At 72.5% G+C, this 11,630-nt stretch carries 12 protein-coding genes; 9 read left to right on the top strand and 3 right to left on the bottom strand.

The features are described from left to right. Window positions 1-146: 146 nt before the first annotated feature. The 3 genes from ACI793_RS15500 (at window position 147) to ACI793_RS15490 (ending at window position 1,986) form a co-directional block, all read left to right on the top strand. Complete coding sequence (locus tag ACI793_RS15500) at window positions 147-851, top strand: class F sortase (protein ID WP_456607272.1); 705 nt, start codon at window positions 147-149, stop codon at window positions 849-851. 59 nt (window positions 852-910) lie between these two features. Next, a complete protein-coding gene (locus ACI793_RS15495) occupies window positions 911-1,648 on the top strand; it encodes an HAD family hydrolase (protein ID WP_456607274.1) in 738 nt (245 codons plus the stop codon). Window positions 1,649-1,773: 125 nt separating this feature from the next. Then, window positions 1,774-1,986: a hypothetical protein gene (locus ACI793_RS15490; protein ID WP_456607271.1), complete on the top strand. Its 213-nt coding sequence runs from the start codon at window positions 1,774-1,776 to the stop codon at window positions 1,984-1,986. 19 nt (window positions 1,987-2,005) lie between these two features. On the opposite strand, the gene ACI793_RS15485 is transcribed toward ACI793_RS15490, so the two are convergent. Next, window positions 2,006-2,956, bottom strand: a complete 951-nt coding sequence (locus tag ACI793_RS15485; protein WP_456607270.1) for a RecB family exonuclease — start codon at window positions 2,954-2,956, stop codon at window positions 2,006-2,008. A gap of 95 nt (window positions 2,957-3,051) precedes the next feature. Here ACI793_RS15485 and ACI793_RS15480 point away from each other — a divergent pair, with 95 nt between their 5' ends. Continuing rightward, on the top strand, window positions 3,052-3,987 hold the full coding sequence (locus tag ACI793_RS15480) for a tRNA (adenine-N1)-methyltransferase (protein WP_456607269.1): 936 nt from the start codon (window positions 3,052-3,054) through the stop codon (window positions 3,985-3,987). Window positions 3,988-4,103: 116 nt separating this feature from the next. Further along, window positions 4,104-5,885 (top strand): proteasome ATPase, encoded by a 1,782-nt coding sequence (gene arc / locus ACI793_RS15475; RefSeq protein WP_456607268.1) that lies wholly within the window; start codon window positions 4,104-4,106, stop codon window positions 5,883-5,885. A gap of 60 nt (window positions 5,886-5,945) precedes the next feature. Here arc and ACI793_RS15470 read toward each other — a convergent pair whose 3' ends face one another. Next, window positions 5,946-6,770: a transglycosylase family protein gene (locus ACI793_RS15470; RefSeq protein ID WP_456607267.1), complete on the bottom strand. Its 825-nt coding sequence runs from the start codon at window positions 6,768-6,770 to the stop codon at window positions 5,946-5,948. Window positions 6,771-7,063: 293 nt separating this feature from the next. Here ACI793_RS15470 and dop point away from each other — a divergent pair, with 293 nt between their 5' ends. Then, window positions 7,064-8,569 (top strand): depupylase/deamidase Dop, encoded by a 1,506-nt coding sequence (gene dop, locus ACI793_RS15465; RefSeq protein WP_456607266.1) that lies wholly within the window; start codon window positions 7,064-7,066, stop codon window positions 8,567-8,569. A gap of 102 nt (window positions 8,570-8,671) precedes the next feature. On the opposite strand, the gene ACI793_RS15460 is transcribed toward dop, so the two are convergent. Continuing rightward, window positions 8,672-9,397: a hypothetical protein gene (locus ACI793_RS15460; protein WP_456607265.1), complete on the bottom strand. Its 726-nt coding sequence runs from the start codon at window positions 9,395-9,397 to the stop codon at window positions 8,672-8,674. Window positions 9,398-9,759: 362 nt separating this feature from the next. Between ACI793_RS15460 and ACI793_RS15455 the strand changes: the two genes are divergently transcribed. From ACI793_RS15455 to prcB, 3 genes are all read left to right on the top strand, one after another. Then, on the top strand, window positions 9,760-9,969 hold the full coding sequence (locus ACI793_RS15455; protein ID WP_311345844.1) for a ubiquitin-like protein Pup: 210 nt from the start codon (window positions 9,760-9,762) through the stop codon (window positions 9,967-9,969). 226 nt (window positions 9,970-10,195) lie between these two features. Continuing rightward, a complete protein-coding gene (locus tag ACI793_RS15450; RefSeq protein WP_456607264.1) occupies window positions 10,196-10,714 on the top strand; it encodes an endonuclease VII domain-containing protein in 519 nt (172 codons plus the stop codon). 73 nt (window positions 10,715-10,787) lie between these two features. Continuing rightward, window positions 10,788-11,630 carry a proteasome subunit beta gene (gene prcB / locus ACI793_RS15445; protein ID WP_456607263.1) on the top strand — a complete coding sequence of 281 codons (843 nt, stop codon included), beginning with the start codon at window positions 10,788-10,790 and terminating at the stop codon, window positions 11,628-11,630.

Below are 11,630 nucleotides of genomic sequence, written 5' to 3'. Positions count from 1 at the left end.
CCGCCGCCCCCCCCCCCCCCCCCCCCCCCCCCCCCCCCCCCCCCCCCCCCCCCCCCCCCCCCCCCCCCCCCCCCCCCCCCCCCCCCCCCCCCCCCCCCCCCCCCCCCCGGGCCACACCCCCGTTCACCCCTCCGGAAGGACCCCCCGTGACCGAGCAGAGCACCAGCCGCCCCGGCGTCCGCATCTGGATCGCGCTGGCCGTCGCGCTGGCCGTCGTGGCAGCGGTCGCCATCGTGGTGGCGGTGACGGGACAGCAGCAGGCGCCGCAGCCCGCCGCGGCGACCGACCGGTCCGAGTCCACTGCGTCGACCGCGGCACCGACCGCCCCGGCGCCGCCGGCCGCTCCGGAGACGTCCGCCGCCGAGCCGGCCCCCGCTGCGGAGGCCGTGGCCGAGCCGGTCTCGGTCAGCATCCCGAGCATCGACGTCACCAGTGAGCTGCTGCGGCTGGGCCTGAACGACGACGGAACGGTCGAGGTGCCGCCCCTGGGCCCGGACGACCAGGCCGGCTGGTACGAGCGTGGGCCGGCCCCCGGCGCGACCGGACCGGCGATCCTGCTCGGACACGTCGACTCCGCGGAGCACGGTCCCGGGATCTTCTTCGACCTCGGCGGCCTCCGCCCCGGCGACGAGATCACCGTGGCGCGCGAGGACGGCACGACCGCCGTCTTCGCCGTCGACCGCGTGGAGCGGCACCCCAAGGACGATTTCCCGACCCTCGCGGTCTACGGCAACACCACCGACTCCCAGCTCCGGCTCATCACCTGCGGGGGCGACTTCAACTCCTCGGCGCGCAGCTACGAGGACAACGTGATCGCCTTCGCCACCCTGGTGGGGACCCGCACCGCCTGACCCGCGTCCCGGGCCGCCGGGACGGCCCGGCCGGCGTCCCTAGACTTCCGCACGTGGCGATGGCTCCAGCGGACGGACGAGAGCCGGGGACCCCCGGGGAGCTGCGGGCGGTGCTGTTCGACATGGACGGCACGCTCGTGGAGACCGAGGAGTACTGGGGCGAGGCGATGTTCGCCCTCGCCGGCCAGCTGGGCGGCCGGATGTCGGCCGAGGCCCGCGCCGCAACCGTGGGCACCACCATGCGCGTGGCCATGGACGTGCTCTACGCCGATCTCGGCGTGACCCGCACCGAGCCGCAGATCCAGTCGGACGTGGACCAGATCCTCGACGCGGTGGCCCGGATGATGACCGAGCGGCTGATCTGGATGCCCGGCGCGCAGGAGCTGCTGGCCGCCGTCCACGGGGCGGGGTTGCACACCGGCCTGGTGACGACGACGCCTCGTCGGCTGGCCGACCTGGTGATCCGGCACATCGAGGCGGGCTACGCAGACGGCGGCCCCTTCGACGTCACCGTCTGCGGCGACGAGGTGCCCGCGCGCAAGCCCGATCCGGCGCCCTACCGGCAGGCCATGGCGGCACTCGGGGTGTCTCCGGGGGAGTGCGTCGTGATCGAGGACTCGCTGGTCGGCGTCACCTCCGGGCTGGCCGCGGGGGCCGCGGTGCTCGGCGTGGCCGGGTTGCAGGCGGTACCGCCGGCGCCCGGGCTCGTGCAGGTGGACTCCCTGGTCGGCGTCGGGCTGCCTGAGCTGGCAGATGTGCTGGCCCGCAGCGTGTCCGTGGAGACCGCCGGCCGCTGACGCTCCACGGAGTCGGCGTCGGCGTCGGCGTCGGCGTCGGCGTCCGGGGCGGGTCGGCCACCCGGTCAGATGGTGGAGCAGGTGGACGATCGAGCTGACAGCGGTCCGCCGATACGGTTTCCGCCGTGGACGTGCTGCTGGTGATCGTCGGCATCGGTGCCGTGCTGCTCGGCGCTGCCGGCGTGCTCGGGCGGATGGACCACACGAATTTCTCGCTCTATCGAAGGCACAGCACCGCGGACGTCCCGCCCGCCGAACACCGCCGGATGCAGCGCCTCGGCGGTGCCTTCATGGTTGTCGTGGGCGTGGCGTTCGTGGTCGTCGGCCTGACGCGCTGACGAGCCGACCGGCCCGGGCTCAGACCGGCGTGATCGGCAGGGTCTGCCACCCGGCCGCTGCCGCCGCTTCGGTCGGGAACGGCGGGGGAGTGCCACCGAACGCCGGGCAGACCGCCTGGTGGTCGCACCAGCCGCAGAGCCGGGACTTGTTGGGCCGGAAGTCACCGGTGCTGACCGCCCGCTCGATGGCCGACCAGATCGCCTGCAGCGTGCGCTCGAACCGGAGGAGCTCCGCCTCGTCGGGGGAGTAGGTGAGCGCGTCGCCGTCGCCCAGGTAGATGAGCTTGAGCTGGGCGGCCACCACGCCCCGGGTGCGCCACAGCACCAGCGCGTAGAACTTCATCTGGAACAGGGCCTTGCTCTCGAACGCCTCGCGGGGCATCGAGCCGGTCTTGTAGTCGACCACCCGCAGCGCGCCGCTGGGCGCGACGTCGAGCCGGTCGACGAAGCCGCGGAGCAGCAGGCCGTCGGGCAGGGTGACCTCGACCAGCTCCTCGCGGCCGGCGGGCTGGATGCGCGTCGGGTCCTCGATCGTGAAGTAGCGCTCGACCAGCTTCCCGGCCGACGCGAGCCACGCGTCCACCGACTCGGGCGCGTTCACGTCGGTCTCGGCGCCCTCGCCCTGGGCGGTCGCGAACAGCTCCGCCACCTCCGGCTCGGCCTGCAGATCCGCCCAGGCCGGTTCGAGCAGCTCCAGGGCGCCGTCGACGGTGCGCCGCGCCGGCGGCAGGTCGTAGAGCCGCTCGAGCACCGAGTGGACGAGCGTCCCGCGCACCATGGCGAGGCTCTTGCGCTCGGGGAGGCGGTCGATCGTGCGGAACCGGTAGAGCAGCGGACAGGTCTTGAAATCGGCTGCGCGGCTGGGGGAGAGGGAAGGACGGCGGGGGGCCTGCGCCGGCGTGGGGACCGGTTCCCCGGCGGGCTCCGGACCCTGGGCGAGCGTCGCGTTCGTCTCCACCGTCACCGTCATGCGTCCGAGGCTAGGTCGGGGCACCGACAGTTCCGAGTGTCCGCGCCGCACCGGGGACACGGGTCACACCGCCGACCTCCGTACGCTCGGCGCCCGTGGACACCCAGCCCGAGACCGACCTCGACGTCCCCACCGGGACGGTCGGGACGCCCGCCGATGCACCCGACGACGCACGTGACGAGGCGTCCGTCGAGCGGCCGGCGCCGGTACCCGGCGCGTTCGTCGCCGGCGACAGGGTGCAGCTGACCGACCCCAAGGGCCGGCTGCACACCGTCGTGCTGGAGCCGGGCAAGCAGTTCCACACCCACCGCGGGGCGATCGAGCACGACGACCTCATCGGCGCGCCCGAGGGCTCGGTCGTGCACTCGACCGCGAACACCGGGTACCTGGCGCTGCGGCCGCTGCTGGCCGACTACGTGCTCTCCATGCCGCGCGGGGCGCAGGTCATCTACCCCAAGGACGCCGCCCAGATCGTGGGCTTCGGCGACGTCGGCCCCGGCATGCGCGTCCTGGAGGCGGGCGCCGGCTCCGGCGCGCTGAGCTGCTCGCTGCTCCGGGCGGTGGGGTCCGAGGGGTTCCTGACCAGCTACGAGCGCCGGGAGGACTTCCTGGACGTCGCCCGCGGCAACGTGGGCGCCTTCTTCGGCGAGGTGCCGGCCAACTGGAGCCTGCGGCTGGGCGACCTCGCCGACCACCCGGCCGAGGAGATCGTCGACCGGGTGGTCCTGGACATGCTGGAGCCCTGGGCGGTGCTGCCGACGGTGGCGGCCGCACTGCGGCCGGGGGGAGTGCTGGTCGGCTACGTGGCCACGACGACGCAGCTGTCCACCTACGTGGAGGCGCTGCGGGCCCAGGGCGTGTGGACCGAGCCGCACGCCTGGGAGTCGCTGCTGCGGCCGTGGCACGCGGTGGGTCTGGCCGTGCGCCCGGAGCACCGGATGGTGGCCCACACCGCCTTCCTGGTCACCGCCCGGAGACTCGCCGAGGGCACGGTGGCCCCCATCCGCCAGCGGCGCGCGCAGAAGATCTGACTCCCGGCCCGGCCGGTGCGTGCGGGGGTCCGCGACGTTCTGCGCGCCCACGGCGAACTGTCGTCCCGCGTGTATAGATTTGCGTCCTGGCTCCCCCGACCCTGCGGAGGTGCGCGATGGGCCCAGGTCCGATCGATGGTCCCGACGAGTTCAAGGCGCGGCGCGAGCGTGACGTCGCTGCGCTGCTGACCCAGATCGCCTACCTCGAGGAGGAGATCGGTCTCCTCCGTCGCAAGGTGGCCGACAGCCCCCGGCAGACGCGTGCGCTCGAGGAGCGCATCGCCGATGCGGAGGGCCGCGCCGCCTTCCTGTCCGAGCGCAACGACAAGCTCGCCGGCACGCTGCGCGACGCCCGCGAGCAGCTGGTCGCGCTCAAGGAGGAGGTCGACCGGCTCGGGCAGCCCCCGTCCGGCTACGGCGTCTTCCTGGCGCGGCACGAGGACGGGACGGTCGACGTCTTCACCGGTGGCCGCAAGCTGCGGGTGACGCTCTCGCCCAACGTGGACGGTCTGGAGCTGCGCCCCGGCCAGGAGGTCATGCTCAACGAGGCGATGAACGTCGTCGAGGCGCGCGGCTTCGAGCGCGCCGGCGACGTCGTCATGCTCAAGGAGCTGCTCGAGCCGGTCGACGGCGTCACCCAGCGGGCGCTCGTGATCGGGCACACCGACGAGGAGCGGATCGTCTACCTCGCCGACTCGCTCGTCGACCAGCCCATCCGGGCCGGGGACTCGCTGCTGCTGGAGTCGCGCTCGGGGTACGTCTACGAGCGGATCCCGAAGAGCGAGGTCGAGGAACTGGTCCTCGAAGAGGTCCCCGACATCGACTACGAGGACATCGGTGGGCTCTCGCGGCAGATCGAGCAGATCCGCGACGCCGTGGAGCTGCCGTTCCTGCACGCGGACTTGTTCCGCGAGTACCAGCTACGCCCGCCGAAGGGGATCCTGCTCTACGGCCCGCCCGGCTGCGGCAAGACGCTGATCGCCAAGGCCGTCGCCAACTCGCTGGCGAAGAAGGTGTCGGCGCTCAAGGGCGAGGGGCAGGGCAAGTCCTACTTCCTGAACATCAAGGGCCCCGAGCTGCTCAACAAGTACGTCGGCGAGACCGAACGGCACATCCGGCTGGTCTTCCAGCGGGCGCGCGAGAAGGCCAGCGAGGGCACGCCGGTCATCGTCTTCTTCGACGAGATGGACTCGATCTTCCGGACCCGCGGGTCCGGGGTGTCCTCCGACGTCGAGTCGACGATCGTGCCGCAGCTGCTCAGCGAGATCGACGGCGTCGAGGGTCTGGAGAACGTCATCGTCATCGGCGCCTCCAACCGGGAGGACATGATCGACCCGGCGATCCTGCGGCCCGGCCGGCTGGACGTGAAGATCAAGATCGAGCGGCCGGACGCCGAGGCCGCGCGGGACATCTTCAGCAAGTACCTGCTGCCGACGCTGCCGCTGCACCCCGACGACCTCGCCGAGCACGGCGGCAGCCGCGAGGCGACGATCGCCGGGATGATCCAGCGGACCGTCGAGCGGATGTACACCGAGATCGAGGAGAACCGCTTCCTCGAGGTCACCTACGCCAACGGTGACAAGGAGGTCCTGTACTTCAAGGACTTCAACTCCGGTGCGATGCTGCAGAACATCGTCGACCGCGCCAAGAAGATGGCCATCAAGGAGCGCCTGGAGACCGGCACCGGGGGGCTGCGGGTGGGGCACCTCATGCAGGCGTGCATCGACGAGTTCAAGGAGAACGAGGACCTGCCCAACACGACCAACCCCGACGACTGGGCGCGGATCTCGGGCAAGAAGGGCGAGCGAATCGTCTACATCCGCACGCTGATCAGCGGCAAGGGCAACGAGTCCGGCCGCGCGATCGACACGGCCACCAACACCGGCCAGTACCTGTAGGGAACGCCGAACGGCCCGGTCACCTCGCGGTGACCGGGCCGTTCGCGTGTGTTGGGCGGGTCAGCCCAGGTGCAGGACCTGACCGGGGAAGATCAGATCGGGGTCGTCCCCGACGACGTGCCGGTTGGCTGCGTAGACGGCGCGCCACGTCTGGCCGTTGGCCGCTGCGATCTCGGACAGCGTGTCACCGCGCCGCACCGTGTACGACTGCGCCGAGTCGCCCTTCGCGGGCGTGCTGGCCCGCTCGGGAGCAGGTGCGGGAGCCGGGGCGGGAGCGGGAGCCGGGGCCGGGGCGGGCGCAGGGGCCGGGGCCGGGGCGGGCGCAGGGGCCGGGGCCGGGGCCGGGGCGGGCGCAGGGGCCGGGGCCGGTGCCGGTGCCGGTGCCGGGGCGGGAACAGGGGCCGGGGCGGGAGCCTCTGCGGGTGCCGGAGCAGGCGCCGGAGCAGGCGCGGGGGCAGGTGCCGGAGCGGGCGCCGGTGCGGGAGCCTGCGCGCTGCCGACCTTGTCCGCCTCGGTCAGCCCCAGCTTGGCGCTGCACGCGGGCCAGGCATTCCAGCCCTGCCGGGCGAGGGTCCGCTCCGCGATCGCGATCTGCTGCTCACGGGTGGCGAGATCTGCCCGCGGCGCGTACTCGGTGCCGCCGTAGGCCTCCCAGGTGCTCTGGGAGAACTGGAGCCCGCCGTAGTAGCCGTTCCCGGTGTTGATGGACCAGTTGCCGGTGCTCTCGCACTGCGCGAGGCGGTCCCACGTGTCCCCGTCAGCGGCGGACGCCGTCCCCGTGGTCAGGAGGGGGCCGACCAGGACGGCACCGGCGGCGGCGAGGCCGATCGCGCGACCGCGGTAGGAACGGGTGGACGTGGGGGAGGTGGAGCTGTGCTTGGTCATGATCCTCTCGAATGGCGGGCGCCCACGCGGCTCGGCCCGATACGGGCGCGGCACGCTCCACCCACGGAGCCGGGGAGACGGAGGAACACGGCCGCAGGGCGGATCGCGGGGGCGCGCGGCGTGTCCGGAGAGCGCACGGGGCGGCACGACGGCCGGGACTACCCATGGGCGACCCGTGACCGCTCTGCTACGGCCCGGGGAGCTCCGACGGTACGGCGCGATCGGATCGCGTGCCACCGGCTGCGGTCGCCGCGGCGGCGGTCCGGGCGGCCGGAGCGGCCTAGGGTTGGGGCATGAGCGTGCGGCGGGTCATGGGCACCGAGGTCGAGTACGGCGTGTCGGTGCCGGGGCATCCCACGGCCAACCCGACGACGTTGTCCAGCCAGGTGGTCAACGCCTGGGCGGTGGCCGATGCGCCGACGCGGCGCCGTCCCCGCTGGGACTTCGAGGAGGAGTCCCCGCTGCGGGATGCCCGGGGCTTCGACCTCACCCCGGCGCAGGCGCTGGACCACAACGACCTGGACGAGGACACCGGGATGGCCAACGTCATCCTCACCAACGGCGCCCGGCTCTACGTCGACCACGCGCACCCGGAGTACTCGACGCCCGAGGTCACCAACCCGCGCGACATCGTCCTGTGGGACAAGGCGGGGGAGCGGGTGATGGCCGAGGCCAGCCGCCGCGCCGCCCGCGTGCCCGGCACCGACCCCATCCAGCTGTACAAGAACAACACCGATGGCAAGGGCGCGTCCTACGGCGCCCACGAGAACTACCTGATGGACCGCCGGACGCCGTTCGTCGACATCATCCGCGGGCTGGTTCCGTTCTTCGTGACGCGGCAGGTGTTCGCCGGCGCCGGCCGGGTCGGCATCGGCGTGGAGAGCCGGACCCACGGCTTCCAGATCTCCTCGCGGGCGGACTTCTTCGAGGTCGAGGTCGGGCTGGAGACGACGCTCAAGCGCCCGATCATCAACACCCGGGACGAGCCGCACGCCGACGCCGAGAAGTACCGGCGGCTGCACGTGATCATCGGTGACGCCAACCTCGCGGAGCTGTCCACCTACCTGAAGGTCGGGACGACGTCGCTGGTGCTGGCCATGATCGAGGCCCGGTTCCTGCCGCAGGACCTCGCGCTCGAGGAGCCGGTGGAGGCGCTGCGGGCCGTCAGCCACGACCCGTCGCTGACGCACACGGTGCGGCTGCGCGACGGGCGCCGGATGACGGCGCTGGAGATGCAGCAGGCATACCTGGAGCACGCGCAGAAGTTCGTCGCCCAGCGGGGAGAGGACGACGAGCAGACCGACGACGTGCTCCGCCGGTGGGCCGAGGTCCTCGAGGACCTCTCCATCGATCCGATGCGCTGCGCCGACCGGTTGGACTGGCCCGCGAAGCTGCGGCTGCTCGAGGGATACCGCTCCCGCGACGGCCTGGAATGGGGCGATTCGCGCCTGAAGCTGGTCGACCTGCAGTACTCGGACGTGCGCCCGGAGAAGGGCCTCTACAACCGGCTGGTGGCCCGCGGCTCGATGCAGCGGCTGCTGACCGACGCGGAGGTCGACCGGGCCGTCGTGCACGCGCCGGCCGACACCCGCGCGTTCTTCCGCGGCGAGTGCCTGCGCCGGTTCCCCGCCCAGGTGGCGGCGGCGTCCTGGGACTCGGTCGTGTTCGACCTCGGGCGGGAGAACCTGGTGCGCATCCCCACGATGGAGCCGCTCCGGGGCACCAGGGACCACGTCGGTGCGCTGTTCGAGGCCTCCGCGACGGCGCAGGAGCTGGTCGACACCATCACCGGCGGCTGATCCCGGCCGGCTGCCCGGTGGCCGACCGGGCCCGATGGGACGGGGCCCCCAGGCCGTCCGGCGCCCGGCCGGCGGGTGCGAGGGTCCCGTCGTCCGGGCCGGTCAGTTGCCGCCGTCGTCCTGCCCGCCCGAGCTGCCCTGGATGGCCCCGGCCAGGTCCCATCGCTGTGCGGTGTCGCGCAGCCAGTCGGCCCACTCCTCGACGTCCTCGCCGTACTCGCCGTCGACAGCGCCCTCCATGATCTGGCGCAGGTCGTCGCGGGCTTCCTCGGGCTCCTGGCCGAACAGCGACTGGATGTCCTCGCGGAGCTCCCGCGGCAGCGACGCGATCAGCCCGCCGACGCGCTCGGTCCAGTTCTCCACGTCGTCGCCGTAGTTGCCCCTCATGCCCTCCTCGGCGATGTCCTGCAGCTCCTCTGCCCGCTCGTCCGCGGGCAGGTCCTGCAGATCGGCCAGGTCACGCCGCAGGTCGTCCGGCAGCCAGTCGCCCATGCCGATCTTCGGCATGCTGCCGAAGACGTCGGCCGCGTCCTCTCGGGCCTGGTCCGCGGCCTGCTCGGCCTCCTGCCGGGCGTCCTCGAGCGCCTTCTCGGCGTCCTCCACCGCCTGCTGTGCTCGTTCCCGGGCCTCGGCGCTGCCCTCCTCGGCGGCCTGCTCGGCCTCCTCCCGGGCGTCGTCGAGCGCCTCCCGGGCCTCGTCCAGAGCCTGCTCCGACTCCTCCTGCGCCGCCTGCACGGCGTCCTCGATCTCGTCGGCCGGCGCTGCGGCCGCGGCCGGGGCCACGAGGACCGCGGCCGCGGTGAGGACTGCCGCGCCGGCGCCCGTCACAGTTCCTCGTCGTGCTCGAAGTCGCAGGTTCACGTCTGTCTCCTCGTTCATCGACTCTGGTGGTGCCCGCCGCCGTGCCGTGCGGCTCTGCGGCCGGAGGCACCGCCATGTCGTGCCGGGCAGCGGAGCCTCCTGCAGGTGGTGTTCCCCTCCCTGCGCGGATGACGGGGGCGAACCCGTGACCTTCCGATGACAGCCCTGCAACATGCCGACGGGAGGCCGGGCCCGAGCAGTCGTCGCCGGGTCCGAGCGGTCCCGGCGCCGGAGGACGGCCGCGGCGTGCTCGGGAACGAGCCACCGATGTCACACCCGGCGGGTAGCTTCAGCGCCTAGCAGCAGTTCCCACGACGGGAGGGCAGGCCATGGCCACCAAGGACACCGGCGGGCAGCAGAAGGCGACGCGGTCGCGCGAGGAGACCGACGAGGTCGAGGCCTCGGTCGACACCGAGGTCGCCGAACGCCACAAGGAGATGACCGAGGACGTCGACTCCATCCTGGACGAGATCGACGAGGTCCTCGAGGAGAACTCCGAGGACTTCGTGAGGGCCTACGTACAGAAGGGCGGAGAGTGACGCTCTGATTACTGTCAATCAAGGTGAAGCGTTGTCCTGCTTGCCAGCAGAGCAAGCCGGCGTCGGATCTCGGCCGTAACAAGCGACTGAAGGACGGCCTGTCGTTCTACTGCTTGAGCTGCAACCGCGCGCGGAACAGCGCGTGGTATCGCGGCGTGCGGCAGTCCCTGGGGAAGGAAGTCCGCGATCACTCGTGGGTGCCCGAGGGGTTCCGGTGGTGCCCTGCATGCCAGCAAGCGGTCGATCACAAGGCTACGTCCGCAATTCGCGGACCCCATCAGGCTTCGGCAGTCGTTGCAAAGCATGCGCCAAGTCGTCGAGCAGCGAGTCCTACTTCTATCGCCGGTACGGCCTCACCAAGGCACAGGTGGGGGAGATCCGCCAGGCGCAGGGTGACCGCTGCGCGATCTGCGGGGAGCCTGGTCCCCAACATCTCGATCACGATCATCGACTCGGCGGCACACGGCAGCTTCTCTGCCAGCTGTGCAACCAGGGACTGGGCATGTTCCGGGACGACCCCTTCCTGCTGCAGATGGCCGTCTTCTACCTGGAGCACCACAAGCAGCAGCAGGCGATCGCGTACCTGGTGGAGGCATTGGCCGGCGAGCCGGAGGCGGCCAGCCGACCGGGGGAGCCGCCGGTAGGGTCGCAGCGACGTCCGAGCGCGCCCGGCACCAGCACGCGGAGCACCGGGCGGACCAGTGGTGCACGCCGGCGCGAGCAGGCGGGAGAGGCGGATACTTGAGCGAGCTTGCGAGCTCAACAGTGAGCACAGCAGCGTCGGGCACGTGGGCGCCGAGCGCCAGCGAGGCGGACGCGTGAGCGATCAGTCGACTGGCCGGAGCGGGTTCCCGCCCGCCTATCTGGACCGGGTGGGCTCCTCGTTCACCGACTTCCTCTCCAGCACGGCGCCTGACCTGCTGCCCGGCCGCCGCCCCGTTCCCACGACACCCATGGCCGACCTCGCCCCGCACGGCACGACCATCGTCGCGGTCACCTACGAGGGCGGCGTCCTCATGGGCGGCGACCGGCGCGCCACCATGGGCAACCTGATCAGCTCGCGCGACATCGAGAAGGTCTACCCGGCCGACTCGTACAGCGTGATCGGCATCGCGGGCGCGGCGGGCATCGCCATCGAGATGGTGAAGCTCTACCAGGTCGAGCTCGAGCACTACGAGAAGATCGAGGGCCTCACGATGTCCCTCGACGGCAAGGCCAACCGGCTCGCCGCGATGATCCGGGGCAACCTGGGCGCGGCGTTGCAGGGACTGGCCGTGGTCCCGCTGTTCGCCGGGTTCGACCTCGACGCCGCCGAGGGCACCGCGCCCGGGCGCATCTTCAGCTACGACGTCACCGGCGGGAACTACGAGGAGCGCGGCTACGCCGCCGTCGGCTCGGGCTCGCTGTTCGCCAAGAACTCGCTCAAGAAGACCTGGCGCAGCGGTCTCCCGGCCGACGCCGCCACCCGCACCGTCGTCGAGTCGCTCTACGACGCCGCCGACGACGACTCCGCCACCGGCGGCCCCGACCCGGTCCGCCGGCTCTACCCGATCGTCTACCGCGTCGACGCCGAGGGCGCCGTCCGGCTCGCGGACGCCGAGATCGCCGCCGTCGCCGACACGATCGTCGCCGACCGCCGGACCACGGACGGGGAGGGCTGA

The sequence above is a fragment of the Blastococcus sp. SYSU DS0617 genome (genome assembly GCF_054051075.1).
Note: the sequence above shows the minus strand (reverse complement) of the source record. Positions and strands in the feature narration are given on the sequence as shown.

Coding starts and splice junctions, on each gene's coding strand:
- ACI793_RS15495 (WP_456607274.1), top strand. CDS start 911: ATGGCTCCAGCGGACGGACGAGAGCCGGGGACCCCCGGGGAGCTGCGG.
- ACI793_RS15485 (WP_456607270.1), bottom strand. CDS start 2,956: ATGACGGTGACGGTGGAGACGAACGCGACGCTCGCCCAGGGTCCGGAG.
- arc (WP_456607268.1), top strand. CDS start 4,104: ATGGGCCCAGGTCCGATCGATGGTCCCGACGAGTTCAAGGCGCGGCGC.
- ACI793_RS15470 (WP_456607267.1), bottom strand. CDS start 6,770: ATGACCAAGCACAGCTCCACCTCCCCCACGTCCACCCGTTCCTACCGC.
- dop (WP_456607266.1), top strand. CDS start 7,064: ATGAGCGTGCGGCGGGTCATGGGCACCGAGGTCGAGTACGGCGTGTCG.
- ACI793_RS15455 (WP_311345844.1), top strand. CDS start 9,760: ATGGCCACCAAGGACACCGGCGGGCAGCAGAAGGCGACGCGGTCGCGC.
- ACI793_RS15450 (WP_456607264.1), top strand. CDS start 10,196: ATGCCAGCAAGCGGTCGATCACAAGGCTACGTCCGCAATTCGCGGACC.